This is a genomic window from Methanosarcina sp. MSH10X1 (genome assembly GCF_004099695.1).
In the GTDB taxonomy this organism is placed as follows: domain Archaea; phylum Halobacteriota; class Methanosarcinia; order Methanosarcinales; family Methanosarcinaceae; genus Methanosarcina.
Window position 1 is genome coordinate 1 of record NZ_SCHL01000027.1, and the last position, 24,616, is coordinate 24,616.

Here is a 24,616-nt window from a genome sequence, read left to right on the forward strand (position 1 = left end):
AAATAAGGAGCATTTTTACAATTTTATTTTTATATATTTTTGGGTAAAAATAGAACTTAGAGGATTTCTACAGAGCCTTAGTTATATTAACTTTTATTTTGAGTTGAGGCACGAAATCAGGTCAAAGGTGAAATTAAGACTGAATCTTCGCTTTCTGAACGATTGTAAGCTAATCTAAGACGCTCTGAAAATACCCCTGAATTCGTCATATCCCTAAGAAAATTGTATAGAGAGCCCTGGAATTACTTATACTTTAACCTGAGAGTTTAGCCCTTTGAATCACACAAGTTATGAAAAATAAACAATATCAGTAAAACCCTTCAAACATTGAAAGTGAGTTGTAAGAAGCCATAAAATATGGCTGTTCCAATAATAATAAAAAGCATCGTCTCATATTCTTTTTTTAATTCCCTGGCTTCATCATATCCTGTCTGGACCCATTCTTTATTAAAAGGTGAAATTTTCAGCAATATAAAAAACATCATGCCCAAAATCACACTCCATATGAAGCCCAGTGATGTCGCCGAGCTAAGGAAAAGAAAAAAACATGAGGCCACTAACTTCAACCATCTTGAATCCATTGTTATCTGGCTGCCTGGCAAACTTTTTCTCCGTACAAATTAATTTCGTTTAAGCAAATTAGATAGGATCTATTAATTTTTTCTTATTTTGTCCAAAAAACAGTTATTTTGAATATTATTTAATCAATTTTTTATTAATTTTAATCATTTTTCAGAATTGTACCTTTTATCAAAACATTGATAATGCAAATTTAAAATAAAAAGTAGCATGTTCACTAATCTAAATTAAAAATTTTACATAATTATACAAGTCTTGCTACAAATGAAAAATAAGCAGATTTCTCAATTTTGTTGGCCTGCAAAATAAAAACACTATCGGTTAAAGCCCGTCATGTGCTTTAGTAAATAGTTATTCCATAGGCGATAGACAGGTTTTCTAAAATCATTAATCCCTCAGGATTTATAGGTCCTATCGTATAGGTCTTATTATATTATTTGTCCTCTGAACCTGCACACTCTCTCAACTATGCAAATACAAATTTCGACATCTGTCACTGGCCACTAAAGCAAAACATTATTTTATTAATGCAAACTTAGACAATGCCGGAACATTATTTTCTATGGCTCTTGAAAGAATTGTGCTGAGCAAGATTTTTTTATAAGCTAACTTAATGTCATTTCTGGTTAGAAGTTCAAAAGCCAGGTTTTTATCGCCGGCTTCTATGTTATGTTTTGCTGTGTACATCTCAACGTGCTTTATGTATTCCTCCAGATCGGTTACGAATTCATGCGGCACTCCACCAAACTTGAGAGCTTCTTTTCCTGTTTTTACAAAAGGGTGAATCTCTACAGGCTTTTTCTTCTGCGAGGCGCTGTTTACAAAATTCTGGTAATAAACCGCACAGACCTGGCTGCTGTATGCAATCGGATATTTCAGGGCGATTCTGCCCCACATATCAACATCTTCACCCCACCAGAAACCGGTTTGAAATCCCCCAATTTCCAGGAAAATTTTTTTAGGAACGGTTACAGAGGACGTACTGAATAATTCACGCTCTGAAGCATTTTTTTTCAGGCATACCCTGAAATAATTCCGTATTAATCCTTCATCCGGAATTAGTTTCCTTAATTCTTCAGCTTTGTCCATCAATACATTCTCAATAAATTCAGTTCTCAGGGAGGTTACATACATGCCTGCACCCGGATAATTTTCCCGAAGCCTTAAAATCGTCTCAAGATAATCCGGCATCCATTCGTCATCCGCATCAAGAAAGGCTATAAGCCCGGATTTCGCTTCGTCAATTCCCCGGTTGCGCGCTGTTGAAACGCCTGAGTTCCCCTGAACAATCAACCGGATTCTCGGATCACTGAAACTTTTAACTTTATCTAAACTATTATCGGTTGACCCGTCATCGACGACAATTATTTCAAAATCCTGTATTGTTTGTTTCAGGACAGACCTTAACGCTCTTTTAACATGTGGTTCTTTATTATAAAGAGGAATTACAACTGAAACTATGACCATGCCCCCACAGATCACATTCCAATAAACAGCTCCTATTTTATAATTCATTTATAGTAATAAGGGTTTTTTCATTTCTATTTTTAAATACAACAGTAATTTGAAGACTCAAATACCTGATTGGAACCTTTTACTTAGACATGCCTTATATTGGCGATAAAAAACTGATACTGCACTTCATGGGACCTGTGAGGGAAAAACCGGAAAAAAACCAGGGAAATCCTGATTCATTCGGATTAAAAGGAAATTAAAACAAGTGGTTGAGGTTGAAAAACTGATAGGAACCGAAAAGAAAAATCCCCGGCTCCGACAGGCACAACTTTTTGCATCTTCGCTTCACGAGAAGCCGTTTATGTCCTGGGGAAAACTTTCCATCCTTTATAAAGTAAAACTGCCATTCCCTGCGGAATTCGCAGAGACACCGCATCAGACCCAGAACAGGCCGATAAGCATCAACAAAGTAAAAAGTGCACTGAAAGTACCGATTATCACTTTGTTTTGCTGCATCATCTTGTTTTGCTGTATCATCTCAATCTGTTGCATACGAACCTTCCAGGCGAGCTTGTCTTCGATAGATATTTATTTAATTGGTCTTCAGACCGGAATCCACTTTCCTTTTACGCGAGTTAAGAATAAAAACTTTTCGATTTACATTAAAGAAAGCGTTTCTTTGAATGCAGTCTTATATGTAATACGGGAAAGCCTTGCCGTTTTTCGGAAGCCTGTTCCGAAGTCTTCTGGCTTGATTTACTGCTGCACTTCGATACCAGATTATATAAACCGGGGATGCATACTTTCTAAAAATAGGACTCAGAGGGGGAAATAATGGCAAAAAGATTAAAGGTCGCTAATCCAGCCCGTTGCATAGGCTGCTATTCCTGCATGATGGCCTGCGCAAGGACCTGGTACGATACCATATCTTTGAAAAACAGCCGGATTGATATCCAGACACGCGGCGGGATCGAAACACCTTATGTTCAAATTGTCTGTCATGCCTGTATAGATCCTCCGTGTATGAGAGCCTGCCCGCTTGGTGCGCTGTCAAAACGGAAGGGAGGAGGAGTAAATCTCAATAAAGAGATTTGCGACGGTTGCGGCAACTGTATCGAAGCCTGTTTAATGGGAGCCATTCATCTGGACGCAGAAAATAAAGCCGTAATCTGCAAGCACTGTGGGGTCTGCCCTAAGTTCTGTCCCCATGATGTGCTGGAAATGGTTGAGGTAGAGGACAGTGGGGAAGTAAAAATTACGGATACCGGCCCGGCTCCGGATACAAGTCCGGTCAGCCCTACTGCGTCTCATAAAGACCTTTACGGGGGAGAAGAGCCTGGGGAGGAAGAATGACAACCGAAGAGTACGCTATCGAGGGGCTTAAGAATATACTCTATATCGACCTGGGCAGCCAGAGCTACCACGTTGAGGAAAGACCGGACCTTTATGAGAAATATCTGGGAGGCGTGGGAGTCGCCACAAACCTCATGCTTGAAGAGTATAAAGAAGGTACAGGGCCGCTTGACCCGGAAATGCCGATCATCCTCAGCACAGGCCCGCTTTCGGGCATATACCCTACATGTACCAAGGCTGTTGCACTGTTCCGCTCCCCTCATAATGGAGAGCTGGGAGAATCCTATGCGGGCGGACATCTTGCCATGTCCATGCGTTATTCCGGGTATGAAACAATTGTTATAAAGGGAGCCTCCAGATACCCTGTATACGTGGCAGTCCACGACGACAAAGTTACTTTCAGGGATGCATCTTCTATATGGCACCTCTCTTCAGCAATTGATGTAGGGAAAATTCTGCGTGAAGTAGAGCCCGGTGCAGGCAGGCGGAGTATTATCCGGATAGGGCCTGCAGGAGAAATGGGGGTTACGTATGCAGATGTTAATGTTGATACTTATCGCCACTTCGGGCGCCTCGGGCTCGGAGCGGTCTTTGGGGCAAAGAAACTTAAAGCAGTCCTTATCTCAGGAAACCGTGAATTAAAAAGCCCTGAGCATAATGCCTACCGGAAGACCTGCAATCTGCTTTACGACTTGATTGTAAAAACCGGGCTTACCGAGAAATACCATAACCTGGGCACAAGCGAAAATATTCTCGTGCTGAATGAACTTAAGGGCCTGCCTACCCGGAACCTGCAGTCAGCTTTCTTCGAAGGAGCTGAAACCATATCAGGGGAGCTTTTTGCCGAAAAGTACCTTCTCAGGCGGGTTTCCTGTGCCGGGTGCCCGATCGGATGTATCCATATAGCCATGCTGAAGCGGGCTTTCTCAAAAGCCCATGAGTATGAAGCCCTGAATATTTCCTACGATTTCGAATTGATCTATGCCCTGGGCTCGAACCTTGGAGTAGCCGACCCTGAAGCCGTGCTCGAGCTTATCGAAGCCTGTGAAAAGGCAGGGGTTGATATAATCAGTATGGGAGTCGTACTCGCCTGGGCTACGGAAATGCAGCAGCGCGGAAAAATCTCCACCGATGAAACCCTGGGGCTTGAGCTCTCCTGGGGAGATAAAGGTGCATATCTCAGGGCAATAGATCTTTTAGTCAAGGCTCCGAATGACTTTTACAGGGCTCTCGGGAAGGGCATAGCCTATGCCTCAAAGAAATACGGAGGAGAAGAGTTTGCAATCCAGCTCGGAGGCCTGGAAATTCCTGGCTATCACACCGGGCTTGGGAATATCGTCGGGCTTGCGGTGGGTTTCCGGCACTCCCATCTTGATAATGCAGGGTACACCGCAGACCAGAAAGCCTTTAACCATCCAATTTCGGATGAGGAAATTGTAGATACCATAATTGAAGAAGAAGACCGCAGAAGTATCCTTAACTGTCTGGTTCCCTGCCTCTTTGGGAGGAATGTCTATACATACGAAAACGTTATTCTGGCTCTTAAATCAATAGGAATAAATCGAACCGAAGAAGAATTGAAGGAGTTAGGTAAGGATATTTTCAGGAAAAAATATGAACTCAAGAAGAAGTTCGGTTTCAAATTCGAAAATCTTACTCTCCCGAAAAGGTTCTTTGAGACCCCTTCGACTACGGGAATGGTCGAGGAGGAAAGGGTCAGGAGGGCAATAGAAATGTACAGGGAAAAAAGAGGGGTGTGAGTAAGAGATCCCGCGAAAAAGAATTTTCGGTAAGCATGTATGGTAGAAGCTTCCGGCAGAAAAATGTGGTGGGTACCGGGATGCAGAGTAAACATTATGAACAGGGCTCAAACATTGGAACTTTCGGACACTGGGAGCTCACTGTTTACCGAAACCTTTTCTTCTTTTCTGTCCTCAGAAACCTTTTGAGCCCTGACAGTAGCTTCTCCGAGCGATATTTCTGTTTTTTCTCCAAGCAGCCGGTCCATAACCTTACAGGTTACAAGGTCTCCGGCCACATTTACTGCAGTCCTGCTCATGTCAAGAATCCTGTCCACCCCCATTATAAGCGCTATCCCGCTTGTAGGAATTCCGACACTACTCAGGATCATCGCAAGGATGACAATCCCCACGCCCGGGATTGAAGGAGTTCCTATGGAAGCTGCAACAGCCATGACAAGCACGAAAATGAGCTGGAGAGGTCCGAGGTCTATCCCGAAGATATCAGCCAGGAAAACCGTTGCCACACCCTGATAAAGCGCGGTCCCGTTCATATTCACGGTTGCGCCGAGAGGGATCACGAACTGGGAAATCGATGGTCTAACATCCAGTTTTTCCTCTGCTGTTTTGAGAGTCAGGGGCATAACCGCAGCAGAGCTTGAAGTCGAAAAGGCAAGGAGCAGGACATCGCGGATAGCCTTTAAAAAGTCAAAAGGATTGTACCTGGCAACGAGAGAGACAACTAACAGATTAAAACACATGAGAAGCAGCAGGCTTGCAAGCACTGTGCCGACATATATCGCCATCCCCATGAAGGCATCTATTCCGAGCTTTATAGTAAATTTGGTAAGGAGCCCGAAAACGGCAATCGGGGCAAGCGACATGCTCCATTTGACCACAGTCATGCAGATAGCCTGTACCGAATTTAAAAAGCTGACCATAGGGGTGGACTGGCTTTTCTCCAGAGAAACGAGAGCAACCCCTATAATGATTGCAATAATGACAACCTGCAGCATCTCTCCATTAACCATGGCTCCGAGGGGGTTTGCAGGAAGGAGTCCTCCAACAAGCGAAGAAGGGAGAGTCAGAATGGAAGGGTCAAAAGCCAGATTGGTAGATACCATCTGAGCCTCACCTCCAAGCGCACTTTCGATAAGGTCTCCGCTTATGTATTGTCCGGGCTGGATATAAAGCGCCATCCCAAGCCCTATTGCCGTTGCAATTGCTGTGGTCGCTACAAAGTAAATGGTGGTAAAGAGCCCCGTCTTTTTTAACTCGCTGAGGCTCTGGCTTGAGGCTACCCCCAGGATAATCGATGCAAAAACAAGGGGGACAACAATCATCTTCAGGAGCCCGAGGAAGATATAGCCGGGAAGGGCGATCCATTCTCCTATTATCTCGGCAGAGACAGGATCAACGTAGCCTCCGAAGGGTCCCAGAAAAAGCCCGAAAAGCATCCCCAGCCCCATAGCTATCAGGATTTTCAGCCAGAGTTTCTTTTCCAGTAAATCACGAAGGATACGGCTCAGGCTTTTGAGAGAGTCATTGCGCCTTAAATCCAGAGGATAATAAATGTGCGTGATTCCGTCCGCAATTTCCTGGCGCAGCAGTCGGGTCTCCTCTGCAATTTCACGGGCAAACTCTTTTGGGTCAGGAATATAACGGTTATTTTTGTCTTTCATGGGATCACAGGGAAAATTGTAGGGAATTCAGTTATACGGAATTTCAACTTATAAGGAATTTATAACTTTAGCCTAATTCAAATTGTAGGGAATTCCAGACTGTGGTGCATTTCAAGTGCTCAGTTCTTTTTCGAGAAATTTAGCTAATTGTATATTACTTACTCATTAAATTATATAAAAATTTAGGAGAATATATTAAAATATTTAAGGTGATTTATTTGTGAGGGAGATCCATAACAGATTATAATTTTAAACATTAAGTTTAAATCTGCTAATTAAACCCGGTAGTTAAACCCAATTTAATCAATTCCAAACATTATGGAAACAGCGAGTTAAAAGATGAAATTCATATTCTGCTCCGGAATAAAAATATTATAAAACCTGAAGATCAAAGCAATCTATAGAGGAAGTAGAAAAGTGAGTGTTTATAGTTATGGCATCCTTCTGTTCAGGTTCAGGAATGAAAGACTCGAAGTAATGCTGGTTCATCCGGGCGGGCCATTCTGGACGAGAAAAGATGATGGAGCCTGGTCAATACCTGAAGGGCTACTCGAAAAGCATGAAGTCCCCCTGGACACTGCAACTCCGGGAAGGTACAGGAGTTTCCCGAGGTCGACAAAGCAGGCTGGTTTGAAATTGAGCTGGCTAAGAAAAAAATCCGGAAAGGACAGATAGGTTTTATTGACAGACTCGTAGAAGCTATAAATTACTATCCTAAGGAAAATCCCCCGGATAAAGAAAAGAGATACAGGCAAACTACACTGTGTTAAGCATCGACTAAAAGAAGCGCCGTCGGTAAAAAATTTCAAAACCCAGTGCCGATCTTCCGAATGTAAATTATAATAAACTGCTAAATTTAAATTACAATAAAAATTGAAAATAAAAAAGAAAAATGAGCAATTATCTGCGCTTTACTGCTTTCTGCGCCGCTTTTTGTGTTGATTTTTGGGCGGCTTTCTGTGCTGCACGTTCAGCTTTACCTTTTGGTGGCTTTTTTGCATTCTGTTCTTTTTGCGATTTAACTTTATCAATGATTGAGGTTTTTGCCGGTGAAGGCGTTCTTATTTTCTCTCTTTTTGCGTCATCTCTAGCTTTTTTAGATTCCTTTCTGGTTTCAGTTTCTTTTTTACCAAAGATTTTTTTCAATATGTCCATTTTCTGAACCTCTCTTATTTCCTTATTTCTTTATAATAACATTTCCTGTTAATTAGTTCATTCTCTAAAACATAAGAGAGACGATAAATAGTTATCAAAATCTCTTATAAATTCTTAAAAATTTCTAAAAATCCTTAAAAGCTCTTAAAGTTTTGAAAACTCTTAGAGCTTCTTAAAATCTGTTAAACCCTCTCGAATCTAAGAATCTTACTGCCATGTAACCTGAAGAGGTTTCCTGCGAGGGATTCCATATGCTTTGTACTGCGGGTAGCCGAACATCATTGCATAGGCAAATTTTCTTCCCGCGGGCAGGCCGAGTTCTTTCTGGAGAGGCTCATAAAAGGTGGATGCTGCCGCAACAAAGCCCGCCCAGCAGGTGCCGATTCCGAATGCCGGCGCAGCTATATCAAAATAGGTGAGGGCGATAATGGCATCAACAGGTGCAATCGGGCTTTCTTCAGGGATATGGGCAAAAACCAGGTGCGGGGCACCCCGACAGATAACATCGTTCCCCTGCTCCCAAGCCGAGATAAGCGCTGGCACGTAGCCGCTCATGGGATGCGGGGTGTTTACCAGGCTTTTCATCCATTCAATGGTTAATTCGGCAACCTTCCTGACTTTATCCGGATTATGGACAACCAGCCACTCAACTGGCTGACCGTTGGTGCCCGATGCGGCATAGCGGGCAATATCGAGTATTTCGAGGATTTTCTCCCTCGGCACGGGTTCTGTGGTATAATGCCGTACAGACCTGCGTTTTTTAAGATAAAACCCTATATCCTCCGGGGAAATTGTGCCTGCGCCTGCCAGCAGGGGAACTTTTTCATCAGGGCGGAGGTTCAGAACAAGGGACTGTGAAGGGCAAAACGCTTCACAATGCCCGCAGTATATGCAATGGGAAGCATATTCTTCCTGCACCTGCGGGAGGTGATCCTCATCAACCGGACCGATAATGCCCGAGGGGCAAATCTTCACACAAATGCCGCAGCGCGTGCAGCTATCCTCATCAACGATAATTTGAGCCATAAGTATCAAAACCTGCTAAGAAGTATCAAACCCTGATAAAAACGAATATTTACACAGCAGCCAGCATTTATTTACCTTTCTTTTTCTTTGCCTGTAGTTCTTCGACCATGGAACTTTATTTATTATGTTATTGCCTGGTAAAAATATAAAAGGCTGCACCCTCCTATTTAAACCGGATTCAGAACTTAAAACTGCGTCTCTTAAAACTGATTCTTAAAACTGATTCTTAAAAAATCATTTATCTTCGAAAGAAAGATTTTACAGGTTTTAATATTCATGTTCATAAAAGGATTTCTAAAAAAGATGAATGAATATAGAGAAAAGAAAAAAGAGAAGTAAATTTTCTCCTGATTCATTCCTAATAACCATTTGCATGAAAGAATTATTTTTTGCATGAAAGAATTACTTCTGCCTGATAATGTTCTTAACCCGCCTGTCCCATTCCGTGGACTCGAAGAGTTCCTTCAGTTCCGAAGAATCATTGATAAAGCAGAAACCCCAGTAAACCGCAGGCAGGAACTCCCGTTTCCACTGTTCTTTTTTCTTTTTGTCAAGGAACTGGTAGGTTTCCGAAGATGAGAGGCGGCTTACGAACCCGAGCACCTTTACAAGTTCAGGAATGGTCTTCTGCGCCGAACCGAGTTTAAGGCATTTGAGCCTCAGACTGTCGATCCTCCGGAAATCAGGCTCAAAACCCAGGATTTTCAAAATCCGGTTTTTCTCGGGCATTGAGAGATGCCCTCCTTCGTACTTAAGGGAATTTAAAGCCTGGAGTTTAAGCAGCCATTCGACTTCACCAAAAACCTTTGGTTTGTGTTGCCTTGAAACGTCCCCAAGCCTGCGGTCTTCATAGGCTTCCCGCTTGAGCTTATTTATGTTGCCTGAGAGCTCTGCAAGCTCTTCTGCGTCCCTGGGCTCCCTGACCCGGAATCTCAGGGTAGCCCGCATGAGTTCGCGTTTTTCCCGCTCAAAAGCCCCGATGTCCTTTTCCTCGGTCAGCGCGAGCAGGCGGGAGAAGTATTTTGCCCGAATAGCAGTCGGAGGAAGCCTTACAGGGATTTCCGTGACCTGGGCGCCTTTACCTTTCCCTTTTCTGCGGGGTCCGAGTTCCACTTTCTTAATCTCGATCTTACCTTCCTCGATCGCCCTGGCTGCATCCCCTTCTGAGAAAAGCTCTTCAAGTCGGATCTCAGGCTGGAGCATCTGGACCTGATCCACCTTTTCTCCGGAGAAAACACCTTCTCCAAAACGCTGGTAGAGAGAATCAATATTGTCTGAAATCTCAAAGATATTGCCCCGCTGCTTTCCTGACACTGGGGAAAGCCTGGTCACCCTTCCAACCTGCTGCTCAAAAAGACGCATGCTCAGGGTGGGGCGAAGCAAAACAAGGGCTTCCAGACCCGGAAAATCAAAACCTTCAATCAGCATGCCCACGGTACACAGCACATAGGGGGGCTTTCCCAGTTCCCTGAAAGCAGTAAGAATAGCACTCTGTTCATCTCTGGGCAGTTCGGAGCTTATGAAAACCGTGTCCCTGAACTCCCCTTCAGATTTATAATTCTCGAAATCAAGAGGTAGAACAGGTTCAGCATCCTTTTCTAATTCGGTAACCGAAACTTCGCCGTTAAAAACCGAGGAGGTGAGTTTTGCATGGAAAGCGTTAATTTCCTCACCGTCTGCTCCTGCGCCGTAGACACGCTTCCTTACAGGGGCGCAAAAGATAAGCGTTTTTGCATGCCTCTGCTTTACCATAGAGTCATACACTTCTTTTGCAAGCTGGGTTCTTCGGATTACCTTTCTCAATTTGTCAGGGGTGCTGCAGTCAAGGAAAAGATCCTGCTTATCAAGCTCGTCAAGTCCTTTTTCAAAATCAAAGATTTCAAAGATATCTTCCGAACTTTCAGCAATCGTATACTTAAGCGGTGCAAGTTCGTTATCCAGAATGCACTCAGGAAGGGTTTTTGCGTAGACTTCCCTCATATCCCCTGCAATTTCATCCACGAACTTGACATTCCCGACAACACCCTGGAAAGGAGTTGCGGTCATTCCCAGAATTTTTGTCCTTTCCCCTATTTCATTAAGGAAATCATTTCCCCGGTTATTGATGAAATTATGGATCTCATCCACAATCACAAGATCGGTAAATTCAAGAATCAGATCTTTAATCTCTGAACTCTGCTTCCCGAGCACGGTTTGCAGAGAGGCAAAAAGCACAAATCCTTCGCCCTTTTTCTGCCCGAGAGCTTTCAAAGTCTCAGCAAGCTCTTTTCTGTTCACCCTATGTTCGGACGAGAGAAGCTCGCTATTGGGAAAAAGGGGCTGGTTTTTCTTCCTATCATAATATGTCTGGCTAAGAAGAGGGTTATTTTTCGAGACCAGGAAAAGCACAAGCTTTCCCTCGTCATAGTACTTTTTCATAATATGTTTCGAAAGAAAGGTTTTACCCCAGCCTGTGGGAACCTTGATATAGCCTCTCTGATTTGTTTCAAAATATCTCAGAATATCCTCGAAGATACTCTTTTTATCTTCCCTGAGGGGCTCAAGCTCGATGGTTTCCATGCCAGCCGGGATTTCATTTGAATCTGTCATCAGTATACTGTCCTTATACTTTTCAGTGTAGAAACTTATTATTCCAACTCAAAACCAGAAAGTGCCTTATAAGAGGTTTCTGGGAAACTGGTATAGCCATGTAGCAGGAAATGCTGCATACAACTGTAAACCTGATAAGAAGTAACTCCCCGCAACTTACAAACAATTAGTAAAAATTTAAGTTTAGAAAAACTTGCGTCAGGATATTTTCGTCCAGAAGCGGAAAAGAATAACCCTGGAACTGCTTTTATTTAAAACGAATCCCTTTTCAATAATAAGAATTACGTCAATATATATGTTATGCCAAAAAAGCCAGAAGGAAGAAGCAAATAAGGAATTTTTGCTTCCTTCACCGGCTTCTGAAAAACCTATTTGAAAGGGCTTAGAAATTTTAAAGATCTCAGAAGAACTTTGGCCTTGCAGACAGGAATTTTGCAAGTGGCAGTTTCCTGTACGGTTTTCCTGCGATTTCGCCTCTGACCAGTGTGCTGAGTTCTTCCGGAGTAATCTGCGCTTTTTTGGGCTTATCCTGTGCAGATTCAGCCCGGATTGTTACGTTAATTGTGCCTTCTTCGAGTTCTTTGTCTCCAATGACAACTACGTAAGGGATCCATTCCCTGCCCGCTTCCCTGACTTTCTTTCCTATTGACAGGTCACGGTCGTCAATATCAACTCTGCAGTCCAGTTTCTGTGAAACCTCTTCGGCAAAAGCGATGTGCTTTTCTGAGATCGGCACAATCCTGACCTGGGTAGGAGAAAGCCAGACAGGCAGCATTGGAACCTTTCCTTCTTCGGTTTCCATTGCAGCTTTTTCAAGAAGGGCGTAAATACAGCGCTCGATTGCCCCGCTCGGAGAGCAGTGAAGCACGGTCGGACGTTCCAGTTTGCCTTCAGGGTTTACGTAGGAAATATCGTACCTTTCGGCATTTTCGACATCAATCTGGACTGTGGAAAGGGCACTTGCCTTTTCAAGGGCATCTACAAAGTTAAATTCGAACTTGAGCACGAAATAGAAGAAACGGGTATCCCACATCTCCACGAGCACGGGTTTGTTGACCGTCCTTGCCATACTGACTACAAGCTCTTTGTTCGACTCGTAAAAGTCCCTGGTAAAGCGGATAGCAACCTCGTAATCGCTAATGTGGATTCCCATATTCTCAAGCACATCGATACAGAGGTCATACTGCTGCTTAAACTGGTCCACAGCCTGGTCCATGTCCTCGCAGAGGGTGTGCATGTCAGGCATGGTAAAAGCCCGAAGCCTTCTCAGACCTACAAGTTCTCCCCGCTGTTCCTTCCTGAAACTGTAACGGGTCATTTCAATCATCCGAAGGGGCAGGTTCCTGTAGGAAATCGTCATGTCATGGTTCATAAGGAACTGCCCGAAACAGGCTGCAAAACGCAGGAACATCTGCCGCTTGTCGGACTCGATGGAGTACTGCCTTGCAGGGAACCTGTCAAGATATTTTTTCAGGGTCGGATGGTTCATGTCATACATGATAGGAGTTTCGACTTCCATTGCCCCGAAATCGGTTGCGACATCAAGCACGTAGTTCTCAAGGAGGGATTTTACAAGCCTTCCTTTGGGATAATAACGCATATTTCCTGAATCGGACCCTGGCTCGTAATCCGCAAGCTCAAGCCTCCGCATAAGCTCCACATGGGGAGGAGCCCGCTCAACAGCCCTGCTCTTGGAAATTTCGTAGTTTACGAACTGCTGAAGTTTGGGATAAGGGGTAAGGTCGAAATTCTCAACTTCGTGAAGTTCGCCATCAGGGGTAAGTATGCGCCAGTAGGACTTTGCCGTACCTTCGGCTTTGAGAGCTTCGGAAACAACCTCTTCTTTATCCCCGGCTGCTTCTGCCCTGCCTGCCGGTTTTGCCGCCGCCTCAGGACGGATGCTTCTGGAGAGTTCGGAAAGCGGATGCCCTTTACAGCTTATACTGAAGGCTTTATACCACCCGAAAGGAGCACGTTTGACCTCATATTTACCTGAGAGCGCAGTTTCTATTCCTTTAAGAACCTGTACTGCAACTTTCGGAGAGGAAAGGTCCGAACTTAAGTGAGCGTAAGGATAGAGCATTATACGGTCGGTTTTAACCTGGGCAGCTACCTTTTCGATCTCGGAAACCGTCTTTTCTATGGTTTCTTCAGGATTTGTCTCATCTACGCTTTCCACAGCCATAAAAGCGGTAAGTGCTTCCTCAAGCCTGCCGGACTTTAAGGACTCTTCGATTTTTTCAGCTACTGGAGTTTGTTTTTTGGTTTCGTATTCAATATAATCAGAGTGAATGAGCAATAACTGCATTCTATCACCTGTTTTCACAATGGGATTTTATTCCGAATTAACTTCGGTCTGGAATTTTGTTCAGGATTTGATTCGGTTGAAGCAAATGATTGATTTATATAATATTGTCTGGGGATGCACCGTCAGTAAATCCCGTTTAAAGGAAGTAGAGAAGAATATATGACAGTCCTAATATCCTTCAACGATATAAAACAATCCCTTTCGATTGGTATTTTTATCATATCATGCAAAGCTTTCAGGTCTCAGGCTTTTTCAGCTCTTGACCGGAGCCTGATCTCTGGAAATTATTTTTCTGAACCAGCCCTGCAGGAGTATACAATATTCTTGACTTCGAGGTTAGCTTCTACAAGTTCGGGATTGACCTGTTCCTGGTAAACCCTGTAAGCCGCAACCAGAGCTCCGAGAAGAATAGGGGCTGCAAAAAAACCTGCAATTCCTCCTACAAAAGCGCCTCCGATGAAGGCAAGCATTAGCAGCATGGGATGAATTCTGGATTTCAGGCTGGTCAGGTAGGGCCTGAGAATCAGTTCAGGAGGACCGTAGATTATAAGGGAAGAGACTGTGAAGAAAAGCGCTGCACTCTCAAGCCCTGCTTCCAGGTAACGCATTAAAGCAAGAGGTATAAGTACCATATACCCTGCAAAAAGGGGAATTATCGAAGCTATGAATACAAGGGTTGCAAGGGCCAGTACATGAGGAAACCCAAATGCATAGAAAACAAGCACCGAGGTTACGCTTACTATCAGGGCAGAATAGGCATTACCGATGAAAATTCCTTTGAGGATCAGGTCGAGATGGCTCGCATAACGATTTACTATTTCCTTGTACTCCTGAGGGATCACGCCAAGGAAAGCGCAGTAAAGCCGGTCGCCATCAGCAAGTATAAAATAGCAGAAGATAATCGAAATTACAAAATTAATGAAAAAAAGCCCAATGCTCTGCGCATAAGAAAGAAGCCCTATGCTGCCTACTGCAGGAAGAAGCGAAGTAAAGAGATCCCAGATAGCAGCATTAATGCTTTGCAGGATATTTTCCGGAATATCCATGGCATTTACGAAATTGAGAATTGCTGCCGCAACAGCTGTCTGGTTCTCGATAACCCAGGAAATCTGATTAAGAATCTCAACAACGCCTGCCCCGACAATGAATACTATAGGGACGAATATGAACAGGCTGGCAATCAGAGCTCCGGTTTTTCTATACTTTCTGAATTTTTTCTGGATAGGTCTGGCAATGTAAGCAAAAACTATGCCCAGTACGATTCCGTCTGCCAGGGGCAGCAGGATTAGAAAAGAAAAGTACAGAAGCAGGGCTACCGCCAGGGCAGCTCCGATTTTCCAGCGGCTGGCAATTAGCTGGCTTACTCCGTCAGGGGTATGGCTCAATCTCATTTTTTAGTTCCATTTAGATAGGTAGATAATAGCAGTTTTAAGTCGATTTAACAGGTTTAAGTCAAATTGACAGGTTTAAACCAGATTGACAGGTTTAAAGTCAAATATATGCGGAAATAATATAAGTGCAGTATCTAAATTTAATTGGAAAATGCAGTATCTAAATATAATTAGAAACTATTTAAAAATATCATAAAGAAAGGAAAGATTGGAAACCCGGACTTTTGATTATTTACACTTTCAACTTTTTACTCAAGTCAGGTACGAGTTTATCAAAGTATCTGGTCACCACACAGGATTCCGTGCATTTCCCGCACCTGATGCAGGCTTCGCTTACGTGCGGGATTTTTCCTTCTAGAAAAATTGCTCCGACCGGGCAGGCTTTTACGCAGATCTCGCAGCTTCGTACAAACTCACATTTTCCGGAAACTCAATCCCGATATTCAGGAAGAAAGCTTTAAGTTATCTTTGCTCAAGGGATTTCCGCATCAAATCAAATATTTTAAGATCTCATTTTCCGCCACTGAAGGACACATTGCAGACATGTCTAGGTATTCCTTCCTGGAAATAATCCCGCGAATAGTGTTGATTGCGTTTTTTTCAAGCACCTGGAGGTATTTTTGGTTTTACCTCCTAGTCTTCTGGCTTTTTTCGTGGTTTATGAAATCATACAACATACAGAAAATTTTTTTATAGTTGCAGGTCGTATTTATCGGTGTATTCAATCTGTATGGTTGGATTTTGGAGAAAGAAAAAATGATAAATAGTAAAGATGGAACAGTTTTATAATTTCTTGGTGAATCGGTTCAATAGTGTTAATCATGATCTGTATGAAACATACATCTATTATCAATGGAATACTGGTTATAACTTTGGTGGCTATGTCAGTGGCAATACTCAATCTATTACTGTGACTGAACCTGGACAAGCAGTTAAGGATAACGCTGATTATAGTGCTCAGTTTTATGACTCTATTTGGGATGAAATAAATAATGATCCACAAGGCTTTACTTCAGATGCAACTGTGGGGTATTATACCGCTCAATGTGTCAGACAAACCGCAAAATATAACCATGGATTGTATGATTATATCATGTAAAGCTGACATAATCTGAAATCGTGTTTATGTTTATGAAGATGCCTTTAAAGGCATCTCTTCTTTATTAGTTTATTTTTTTTGGGACAGTCGGAGTCTGGGTGATTATCTTGCAGGTGAGACGAATACAGGATTTGATTATGAGCTTTATTCCGGGCAGGCTCGCAAGACGGTGATATTGTTATAATTGTTAGTGGCTGTACCATTAAGATCCTATATATATGCCTTTTCAGTTGGATATGAGGAAACGCAAATTTTTAAAAACAGCACTCAAACAAGATTAAAAAAAGATTATTGATAAAGGTAAATTCTCAATTCAATTACAAAATTAAACAAATGAAATCAACGGTAATTCATATGAATTTTATTAGCCGATTCATCTTAAAAGTTAAGAATATAATGCCTTTAGAGGCTCTTCTCTTTGTTTTACAGTATATATGGTTTGCTGTTTTTCTCTTAACAATCTTTGGAAACATAGTCGCCCTGGTGATGACACCAGCATTGTTTGTTCTGTTTTTCGTACCGATAGTCTCTATTGGACAGAATATTGTCCAGAACAGAAAGGATGTCAGAAAAGTTTTGTGCTGTGTACCTTTATTAATTGCTGGTGCGTATCAGACCATGTCAGCTGCGGTCGGATATACTGAAGTTATGATTTATGGATCTCATCCTGATTCGCTGCTTTATGCATTGCTCTTCTTTCCCATTCAGAGACTAGCGGAAACTGCAATCTACCCTATAACTTATAAAATATTCTACCTGGGTTTTCCGTATAACCAGTTGCCCAGCCTCGTAATCTATGTTGTCATTCTTCCGATCAGTTTGCTTATTTACTTATTGCCTTCAATAGATTATGACAGGACAAAGATCACAAAAGAGATGAAACTAATTGCTTTGTTACCACTTCTTTGTATTGCTATTCCGATAATCGTGCAGACAGTTAAGATGAGGCTGGGATTGATCGATGAGCTTATGATTCAATTTTTCTGGTCTGAGATAGTCTCAAACATACAACTGATTGGATTCTTCCTGTTGATGCCTGCGCTAAGTATCTTATATATAATACACTATCATAGGGTAGTTAGAATTTTTATGTAAAAATTCTAAGATGAGTTGGCGAATTAAAAACACTAAACCAATCAGAGTTGAACTTGCTTGATCTTGTACTTCAAGTGCATAAATTCTATAAATATAATCAGGAAATTTTTAAAAAATATTTAAAGGTCAATATCCAGACTTTTGATTCTTTACACCTTTAACCTCTGATCCAGGTCAGGTACGAGTTTATCAAAGTATCTGGTCACCACACAGGATTCCGTGCATTTTCCGCACCTGATGCAGGCCTCGTTTACATGCGGCGTTTTTCCTTCGAGAGAAACTGCCCCGACAGGGCAGGCTTTTACGCAGATCCCGCATCCGGTACAGCGGGAAAGCCTTACAAACTGCTTTGCAGCCTCCTTAAACAGCGAAACCGCCTTTTCCTTTGTTTCCGAACTTGCAAGCAAATTCCCATTTGAAAAAAACTTTACAGTTCCGGTTCCGGTTTTAACCAGCAGCATTCCCAGGTCTTCCGCATAAACCGTACTCCCGAGTACATTGATAAAACCTGCGGCTTCTTTTTCTTTTATGCCTTTAACGCCTGCCTCTATTGAAAAACCGCCTGCCCGGCAGGGGGAAATTCCTCCCACGACTTCAATATCAAAGTCTTCAGTGTTTTCTCCGGGAAGCACGGAAATCCCGAGCTCTTCAGCCAGCCTGAGCATCTTGGGAGGCAATTCCTTCCAGCGCCAGAATCCGTGCTCTACGAATTTTTCGGAAAGTCCCCGGCTTTTTGCCCACTCCAGCAGGAAGGCATTCCATTTCGCATACATCTCAGGGTGAAGATCCTTTACTCTGGCATACTCGGCAGCAAGAGCGGACGGGCAGAGCCAGCAGCCCACCCTCTCGAAGCCGAGGTCATAGAGAGGATTGTAGGGAAGCCCTCTCCAGTGGATATAAAGCCAGACCTCAATAGCTTTCCAATCCCTGATAGGGAAGATATTGAGCTGGGCAGGGACAAAGGGATTGGTTTCGCTTGCTGCAATCCTTGCCCTTGAGAAAGATTCGTGCTTCCGCTTACCGTCAATTGTCAGATAAGCCACATCACCGGCGTTTTTTTGAGAGGGAGTTTCCTTCCCTGCATCCAGGTCTCCTGCCGATGCCAGCTTACAGACCTTACAGCACCAGCGGAAATCCTTTGCAGGAGGCCCGAACTTTCCTACCTGCTCCCTGAAGGCTGAACCTGCGTTTGCCTCACTGAGAGGGATTTCCCTTTCCCTGCAAAAACTCTGCACAAACTCGACGGTCTCCGGAAATTCAATCCCGGTGTTCAGGAAGAAAGCCCTGAGTTCCCTCTGCTTAAGGGAAGCTCTTGCCAGGTCAAGCACCACAAGGCTGTCTTTTCCGCCGCTGAAGGATACATAGACAGGCAGGTCCCTGTATTCCTTTCTGGAGATAATCCCGCGGATAGTGTTGATCGCGTTTTTCCCGAGAACCTGAAGGTGTTTTTTATTGGCTTCTATGCATGCCCCCAGATCCGGGGTTTCAGGATGAAGCGAAGCCTCACTGCTGTCAACCTTCCTGATCCTGAGAACCTTTGTCTCTAATTCCGGCGGTAATTCAGGTTCAGAGCGGACTTCAGCCGCTTCATCCCGCCGATGAGAAGGATTTTGCAGCTGAGAGGGATTTTTGAAAAGATCTGCATTAATTAAAGAAACCCCGTAACCTGTCAGGCTGCCTGCCGTAACAAGGACGAAGTCTCCTGCATTTATATTACTGTCGAAAGCTTCAATGGATTCCACTGATACGCTTTTTCCATTAAGGTGCCTGTGTGTTTTCTTAAGTTCGACTTTCCTGCCTTTAGTGTGTTTCAGGAGAATCTTTGCTCCCTGGAGGGAAGGTTCAAAGCTGTAATTCATTTCCGAAAGCTCAAACCGGAGAATTCCGAAAATAAAGCCGTCTACGAGTACTTCATCGGTTTTATCCTCGCCAGGGACTTTATTGAGCAGGATTAACCTGTTTGCAAGGGGATTGCAGCCAAAGGCTGAATAAAGCTGCCTGTCCAGAACTTCCCGCTCATAAGGAGAACAAAAACGGACATCTGCAGGCTGAGAGAGCTTAAGGGGCTCTCCCCTGCCTCCACATCTTCCACATTCCTCCCCGATCAGGGGAAGGTTACATTTTTTACACCAGAAGATCTGATCGTCTTCATACTCGAAGCGCTGGGAGCTTTTTTTCTGGTGGACAAAGTCCGGGTTTCTTTCAGAGCCACGGCTCTTGCTGGAAGCCTGCTTTCCCTCCGAAGGCCCTCTTCTGAAACCTGCGGATTTGTTTTCTATTTTTTCCGCCGGAGTATGCAAACTCTTTTTATCAGGACTTTGGGATGTTTTTTTATCCGGGTGTCGGGAAACTTTATTATCCGAACTACGAGGAGCTTTATTATCTCGATTTTGCGAGGCTTTTTTATCCGGAATCCGGGAATTTTTTCTGCCCTGATTATTTCTCTGCGGTTTCTGCTGATCCGAAGCCTGGAACTTTTCTTTTTTCTGCTGCATGAAAACCCTGGTTAGTGATTTGAGGAAATCGTTAAGTATTTGATAGTTTAGTTATGGTTCAGTCTCATGGTGATATAATCATCAATATATTAAGATTGTGAAGCTTAAAAGCTATCATGATCTAAAAATCTTACCTGAACCTTTTGCAATCGGAGACAGAGAAGAACTTAAAAACTAAACAAAGAATCACCTGATCGATAAAAGAGAATCTCATCGACAAAAACATTTTTCAAGTCGAAAAGGGATTTACCCGATCAAAATTTCTTTCGCATAAATATAACTTAATTCATATATTAAGCTTGTAATTTAAATTATATCTATGAATTATGAGTATATTAAGCTTCCTGCTATGGCAAAGGTTCACTCTCAAAGGTAGTACGGTATGAAATATGATGTTGTTGTGGTTGGAGCCGGTCCTGCAGGATCAACTGCGGCTCGCTATGCAGCCCTGAACGGGGCAAAGGTTCTCCTGATCGAAGAGCATGCTTCCATAGGGTCGCCTGTGGGCTGTACCGGGCTTTTGAGCACCAGAGCGGTTACAGAATGCGAGCTCAAGCCTTCAGATGAGTTTGTGTTCAATTCCGTACGCGGGGCGGCTGTATATGCTCCGGATGGGCAGTGCCTGCCAATCGATGGAAGGCAGACAAGGGCATATGTGGTCTCGCGGAAAAACTTCGACCGCACCCTCGCAGTGATGGCTATCGAAGAAGGTGCGGAACTGTCTCTCAGGACAAGGGCTGTAGAACTTGAAAAAGCGAATCCCGAAATCAGTAATGGGAACTCTCAGGTAAAACTCAGGGTACTCCGGAAAGGCAGACCCGAAACAATAAGCACCTCCGTCGTGATAGGGGCTGACGGCGTAAAAAGCCGGATAGCCAGCTATGCAGGGCTTGAAAAACCTGCCCGCATACTCCCGGGAATCCAGATAGAAGCTCCGTATGCCTCGGATGACAGTGATTTTGTGGAACTTTTCCCCGGTTCCTTTGCTCCCGGTTTTTTTGCCTGGACCGTACCGGTTGACGAAAAAGTGTCAAGAATCGGGCTTGCCCTTGAACCCGGACTTGCATGGAAAAAAGGTCAGGAAGAGAATTCTTCCCTCGCCTACCTTGAGAAATTCCTTCGTTCCAATTCTCACGTAAAAGCGAGATATTCGGGAAGCATGCTTGATTTTATCGTAGGTGGAATTCCCATAGGCTCTCAGGAAAAAACGGTTACTGACGGGGTTATATTGGCAGGTGACGCAGCAGGACAGACAAAGCCAACCTCAGGAGGCGGAGTCTACACCGGAGCTTTTGCGGCAAAAATCGCCGGAAAGGTTGCAGCAGAGGCTGCGCTTGAAGGGGATACCTCGGCAAAGCGGCTCTCCGAATATGATCAGGTCTGGCGAAAATCCCTTGGAAGGGAACTTGAAATAGGCATGAAAATCCATGACTACATGGGAAAGCTGGAGGACAGGCAACTGAATGACCTTATAAGTTCTCTGAATACCCCGTCTATTCTCAACACCATCACCGAGTACGGGGATATGGACCATCCGTCTATCCTTATGAGGAAACTCATGTTTTCAGGTAACTCTTTAAGACTTATGAAAGCTTTTGGAACGTTTTTAAGGACACTTTTTTAAAATTTATTACTTCTTTTTACTGTTTATATATTTGTCCTGGCATCCCCTTCATGACAAATTTATAGTTATTCTGGTTCTGGTACGTTATTGATATTATTATAATTCATTTCCAATAAACTCTCTAATTAATTATAAAGTGCATATTTTTTTAATAGTTAAGTGCATAATAAAATAGGGAAATTCTGGGGGAGAATCGGCGGGAAACTATAAGATAAATAATATTCAGGGGGAAGTATGGGCAAACTATCGGCTATTGGATTAGTTATTTGTATCCTTATGCTTTTTATATTTTTAAACGCGGATAACTTTTACAGCAGTTTAAATAGTGCTTACTGCTGCACCAATCAGGAATCTGCGTGTTATTATATGTTAATACCTTAATAACAATCTTCTACGTCTTACATTTCAATAGATATGTGAGATCCAGGCTTTTTTATTTTTTCCGAACAGCACGAAACGGGCAAAAAATCTGGAAACCTTGCTGTTTTAAGAAGTCTGGTAAGAGAAAGAATCAGTTTTCCAGCAGATATTTAACTTCCGATAGCCCATTATTTAAAGGGGGTAATCGTGGAATCTCGTTCCAAGCTCCTTGATGATGTTAAGCAGCATCTGTGTACCTGCGCTGCAGGTCTTAAGCTTACACCTGATATGGAAGCGTTCCTGGAAATGCCTATGAGGGAACTCTATGTTTCCCTGCCTGTTCACATGGACGATGGTTCCATAAAAGTTTTTAAAGGTTTTCGGGTTCAGTACAATGAGGCTCTGGGCCCGACAAAAGGAGGTGTACGTTTTCATCCCGAGGACACCATGGAAACGACAAGAGCCCTTGCAGCCCTCATGACCTGGAAATGCGCCCTTCACAAGCTGCCTCTGGGAGGAGCAAAGGGTGGGGTTATTTGCAACCCGAAAGAACTCTCACACAGGGAAATCGAGCGCCTGAGCAGGGCATATATCCGTGCGATTTATCAGATAATAGGTCCGGACAGAGATATCCCTGCCCCTGATGTTTATACAAATCCGCAGGTCATGGCCTGGATGATGGATGAGTACTCGAAACTCGCAGGCAAGAATGTATTTGGTGCCCTTACAGGCAAGCCGACGAGTCTCGGAGGTTCGGCAGGCAGGTACGATGCCACGGCAAGAGGCGGCTTATATACAATCCGGGAAGCCGCAGAAAAGCTTGGAATAAGCCTGAAAGACTCAAGGGTTGCAATCCATGGTTTCGGAAACGTGGGATATCATGCCGCTTACCTGGCAAAGCGGCTGTTCGGGTGTAAAATCGTGGCTGTAAGCGACAGTAAAGGCGCTATTTTCTCAGCCGACGGGCTTGACCCTGAGGACGTGTCAGGGCATAAGCACTCAACAGGTTCGGTACTGGACTACACCGGGGCGGAAAATCTGACTAATGAGGAGTTGCTGGAGCTGGAAGTCGAAATCCTGATCCCGGCTTCGCTTGAGAACGTAATAACCGGAGAGAATGCAGAAAGAGTCAAAGCCAGGATTCTTGCCGAGATGGCTAACGGCCCTACAACGGTAGAAGGAGAATCAATTCTTAATTCAAATGGGGTCCACATCATACCCGATATCCTGTGTAACGGAGGCGGTGTAATTGTTTCATATTTTGAGATGGTGCAGAACCATTCAGGCATGCAATGGGAAGAAAAAGAGGTCCAGAGCCGCCTTGAAAGAAAAATGAAAGAAGCATATTATTCGGTGTACGATTTCGCATCAAAAAACAATGTCGGAATGCGGCAGGCTGCATATACCCTTGCTGTCGGCAGAGTGGTTGAAGCCATGCAGCTAAGGGGCTGGATATGAAAGCCGGAAAAAGACCTGAACAAAGACAATAGAAACTTCACTGAAATCTCAAAATGAATATTATGAATAAGCAGGAGCATAAAATCTCATAACTAACTGAGGCTGATCAAAACAGGGTGATTCGAATGCATAGATGCAGCAAATGCGGATACCTTTACAACCCCCAGCTCGGGGACTCCTCACAGTCCATAGCTCCGGATACGCCTTTTCAAAACCTCCCGAAATCGTGGAAATGCCCCAGATGCGGAGCCCCCAAAGAAAAATTTAAGGAAATCTGACTAAACAAACCGTTGACCCGAAACCGTTGACCTGCAAGCGTGGCGTCGCTTGAGCCCGCCCCGGTTACAGCGGTCTGGATAATCAGGGTTTTTGATCAAACTTTTTTTGAAAAGTTTGCGTTGCGCCGGTTTATCACGCCGTTACGTGGGGATTTTCGCTCAAGCCTTTTTGTAAAAGGCTTGCGTTTCGCCGGTTTATCACGCCGATAGTGACGTTTTTGATAAAACTTTTTTTGAAAAAGTTTTTGCTCAAGCCTTTTTTGAAAAGGCTTGCATTTCGCCGGTCGATCACGCTCCGGTTATATTGGTTTAGATGGAGCATGGTTTTTGATCAAACTTTTTTTGAAAAAGTTTGCGATAAAACCTTTTCTCAAAAGGTTTTCGCTCAAGCCTTTTTTGAAAAGGCTTGCGGGCAAGCTATTTTTTGAAAAGGCTTGGTAGAAATTTTTTCAGGCTTCCTCTTTGTTCATCCTGTTTCTTTCAAAGTTCAGGATTTTTCTGATGACAATTTTTTTAGATCCGACCCAGAGTTCCTCATTTTCAGGGTAATTTCCCTTTACATATTCAGAAAGTTCAGTTGTGCTCATGTCGTCAAGTTTTCTTTTAAGTAAGTTCAAATCCTCCACAAAAACACCTTCCTTAGAATTTCAGGTTTTAATCTGGATTTTAGTATTTTTTATACTAGCAGGATAAATAAACTCAGATATATCCGAATATTTAATTATATCCGAATATTTAATTTGAATATTTTTATTCAATTCGTTTCCTATGAATATTTAATCCTGCGTGCCCAGAAGTCGAAGCTTCTTTCGGGTGGTACCTCGATCTGTCGGAGCTCGCAGAGTCTTAAATGTGAGGCTTTTTATAAATATTCATGGCTAATCGTCCGGACCCAACCGAAATCATATTAAAACGCATTTGAGTTATTTT

The 24,616-nt window shown here is 43.4% G+C and carries 18 protein-coding genes and 1 pseudogene; 8 read left to right on the forward strand and 11 right to left on the reverse strand.

Features of this window, described 5'->3' with window-relative positions; genetic code table 11:
• Positions 1-320: 320 nt before the first annotated feature.
• The gene (locus EQO05_RS14180; RefSeq protein ID WP_128507613.1) at positions 321-602 is read right to left on the reverse strand and encodes a hypothetical protein; all 282 of its coding nucleotides are present in this window, start codon (positions 600-602) and stop codon (positions 321-323) included.
• Between the two features lie 493 nt (positions 603-1,095).
• A complete protein-coding gene (locus tag EQO05_RS14185; protein ID WP_164888578.1) occupies positions 1,096-2,046 on the reverse strand; it encodes a glycosyltransferase family A protein in 951 nt (316 codons plus the stop codon).
• Positions 2,047-2,868: 822 nt separating this feature from the next.
• Here EQO05_RS14185 and EQO05_RS14190 point away from each other — a divergent pair.
• Both EQO05_RS14190 and EQO05_RS14195 read left to right on the forward strand, forming a co-directional pair.
• Positions 2,869-3,387 (forward strand): 4Fe-4S dicluster domain-containing protein, encoded by a 519-nt coding sequence (locus EQO05_RS14190; RefSeq protein WP_128507617.1) that lies wholly within the window; start codon positions 2,869-2,871, stop codon positions 3,385-3,387.
• Positions 3,384-5,147 (forward strand): aldehyde ferredoxin oxidoreductase family protein, encoded by a 1,764-nt coding sequence (locus EQO05_RS14195; protein WP_128507619.1) that lies wholly within the window; start codon positions 3,384-3,386, stop codon positions 5,145-5,147. The genes EQO05_RS14190 and EQO05_RS14195 overlap by 4 nt, the downstream gene beginning before the upstream one ends.
• 107 nt (positions 5,148-5,254) lie before the next feature.
• On the opposite strand, the gene EQO05_RS14200 is transcribed toward EQO05_RS14195, so the two are convergent.
• Positions 5,255-6,808 (reverse strand): dicarboxylate/amino acid:cation symporter, encoded by a 1,554-nt coding sequence (locus EQO05_RS14200; protein WP_128507621.1) that lies wholly within the window; start codon positions 6,806-6,808, stop codon positions 5,255-5,257.
• Positions 6,809-7,225: 417 nt separating this feature from the next.
• Here EQO05_RS14200 and EQO05_RS14205 point away from each other — a divergent pair, with 417 nt between their 5' ends.
• Positions 7,226-7,483, forward strand: coding sequence for a hypothetical protein (locus EQO05_RS14205; RefSeq protein ID WP_240664741.1), 258 nt, complete (start codon positions 7,226-7,228; stop codon positions 7,481-7,483).
• 225 nt (positions 7,484-7,708) lie between these two features.
• Here EQO05_RS14205 and EQO05_RS14210 read toward each other — a convergent pair whose 3' ends face one another.
• From EQO05_RS14210 to EQO05_RS14235, 6 genes and pseudogenes are all read right to left on the reverse strand, one after another.
• Positions 7,709-7,963, reverse strand: coding sequence for a hypothetical protein (locus tag EQO05_RS14210; protein ID WP_128507622.1), 255 nt, complete (start codon positions 7,961-7,963; stop codon positions 7,709-7,711).
• 207 nt (positions 7,964-8,170) lie between these two features.
• Positions 8,171-8,989, reverse strand: coding sequence for a nitroreductase family protein (locus tag EQO05_RS14215; protein WP_128507624.1), 819 nt, complete (start codon positions 8,987-8,989; stop codon positions 8,171-8,173).
• 402 nt (positions 8,990-9,391) lie between these two features.
• Positions 9,392-11,578: a DEAD/DEAH box helicase gene (locus EQO05_RS14220; protein ID WP_128507626.1), complete on the reverse strand. Its 2,187-nt coding sequence runs from the start codon at positions 11,576-11,578 to the stop codon at positions 9,392-9,394.
• Between the two features lie 400 nt (positions 11,579-11,978).
• Entirely contained in the window at positions 11,979-13,886 is a 1,908-nt protein-coding gene (locus EQO05_RS14225; protein ID WP_128507628.1) for a threonine--tRNA ligase, read from the reverse strand.
• A 284-nt stretch (positions 13,887-14,170) separates the two neighbouring features.
• Positions 14,171-15,277 (reverse strand): AI-2E family transporter, encoded by a 1,107-nt coding sequence (locus tag EQO05_RS14230; protein ID WP_128507630.1) that lies wholly within the window; start codon positions 15,275-15,277, stop codon positions 14,171-14,173.
• 232 nt (positions 15,278-15,509) lie between these two features.
• Positions 15,510-15,677 (reverse strand): annotated as a pseudogene (locus EQO05_RS14235) (4Fe-4S dicluster domain-containing protein); the annotation flags it as partial.
• Between the two features lie 372 nt (positions 15,678-16,049).
• Here EQO05_RS14235 and EQO05_RS14240 point away from each other — a divergent pair.
• The gene (locus tag EQO05_RS14240; protein WP_205793831.1) at positions 16,050-16,376 is read left to right on the forward strand and encodes a hypothetical protein; all 327 of its coding nucleotides are present in this window, start codon (positions 16,050-16,052) and stop codon (positions 16,374-16,376) included.
• 396 nt (positions 16,377-16,772) lie between these two features.
• Positions 16,773-17,471, forward strand: a complete 699-nt coding sequence (locus tag EQO05_RS14245; RefSeq protein ID WP_240664742.1) for a hypothetical protein — start codon at positions 16,773-16,775, stop codon at positions 17,469-17,471.
• A gap of 149 nt (positions 17,472-17,620) precedes the next feature.
• Here the strand turns inward: EQO05_RS14245 and EQO05_RS14250 are convergent, their stop codons facing one another.
• On the reverse strand, positions 17,621-19,966 hold the full coding sequence (locus tag EQO05_RS14250; protein ID WP_128507634.1) for a phosphoadenosine phosphosulfate reductase family protein: 2,346 nt from the start codon (positions 19,964-19,966) through the stop codon (positions 17,621-17,623).
• Positions 19,967-20,348: 382 nt separating this feature from the next.
• Here EQO05_RS14250 and EQO05_RS14255 point away from each other — a divergent pair, with 382 nt between their 5' ends.
• The 3 genes from EQO05_RS14255 (at position 20,349) to EQO05_RS14265 (ending at position 23,686) form a co-directional block, all read left to right on the forward strand.
• A complete protein-coding gene (locus EQO05_RS14255; protein WP_128507636.1) occupies positions 20,349-21,590 on the forward strand; it encodes an NAD(P)/FAD-dependent oxidoreductase in 1,242 nt (413 codons plus the stop codon).
• Positions 21,591-22,157: 567 nt separating this feature from the next.
• Entirely contained in the window at positions 22,158-23,408 is a 1,251-nt protein-coding gene (locus tag EQO05_RS14260) for a Glu/Leu/Phe/Val dehydrogenase (protein ID WP_240664744.1), read from the forward strand.
• A gap of 125 nt (positions 23,409-23,533) precedes the next feature.
• A complete protein-coding gene (locus tag EQO05_RS14265; RefSeq protein WP_240664746.1) occupies positions 23,534-23,686 on the forward strand; it encodes a rubredoxin in 153 nt (50 codons plus the stop codon).
• Positions 23,687-24,135: 449 nt separating this feature from the next.
• Here EQO05_RS14265 and EQO05_RS15690 read toward each other — a convergent pair whose 3' ends face one another.
• Positions 24,136-24,303 (reverse strand): hypothetical protein, encoded by a 168-nt coding sequence (locus EQO05_RS15690; RefSeq protein ID WP_164888577.1) that lies wholly within the window; start codon positions 24,301-24,303, stop codon positions 24,136-24,138.
• Between the last annotated feature and the right edge of the window lie 313 nt (positions 24,304-24,616).

Coding starts and splice junctions, on each gene's coding strand:
- EQO05_RS14250 (WP_128507634.1), bottom strand. CDS start 19,966: ATGCAGCAGAAAAAAGAAAAGTTCCAGGCTTCGGATCAGCAGAAACCG.
- EQO05_RS14225 (WP_128507628.1), bottom strand. CDS start 13,886: ATGCAGTTATTGCTCATTCACTCTGATTATATTGAATACGAAACCAAA.
- EQO05_RS14265 (WP_240664746.1), top strand. CDS start 23,534: ATGCATAGATGCAGCAAATGCGGATACCTTTACAACCCCCAGCTCGGG.
- EQO05_RS14255 (WP_128507636.1), top strand. CDS start 20,349: ATGAAATATGATGTTGTTGTGGTTGGAGCCGGTCCTGCAGGATCAACT.
- EQO05_RS14190 (WP_128507617.1), top strand. CDS start 2,869: ATGGCAAAAAGATTAAAGGTCGCTAATCCAGCCCGTTGCATAGGCTGC.
- EQO05_RS14195 (WP_128507619.1), top strand. CDS start 3,384: ATGACAACCGAAGAGTACGCTATCGAGGGGCTTAAGAATATACTCTAT.
- EQO05_RS14240 (WP_205793831.1), top strand. CDS start 16,050: ATGGAACAGTTTTATAATTTCTTGGTGAATCGGTTCAATAGTGTTAAT.
- EQO05_RS14210 (WP_128507622.1), bottom strand. CDS start 7,963: ATGGACATATTGAAAAAAATCTTTGGTAAAAAAGAAACTGAAACCAGA.
- EQO05_RS14245 (WP_240664742.1), top strand. CDS start 16,773: ATGCCTTTAGAGGCTCTTCTCTTTGTTTTACAGTATATATGGTTTGCT.
- EQO05_RS14230 (WP_128507630.1), bottom strand. CDS start 15,277: ATGAGATTGAGCCATACCCCTGACGGAGTAAGCCAGCTAATTGCCAGC.
- EQO05_RS14185 (WP_164888578.1), bottom strand. CDS start 2,046: ATGGTCATAGTTTCAGTTGTAATTCCTCTTTATAATAAAGAACCACAT.
- EQO05_RS14215 (WP_128507624.1), bottom strand. CDS start 8,989: ATGGCTCAAATTATCGTTGATGAGGATAGCTGCACGCGCTGCGGCATT.
- EQO05_RS14200 (WP_128507621.1), bottom strand. CDS start 6,808: ATGAAAGACAAAAATAACCGTTATATTCCTGACCCAAAAGAGTTTGCC.
- EQO05_RS14220 (WP_128507626.1), bottom strand. CDS start 11,578: ATGACAGATTCAAATGAAATCCCGGCTGGCATGGAAACCATCGAGCTT.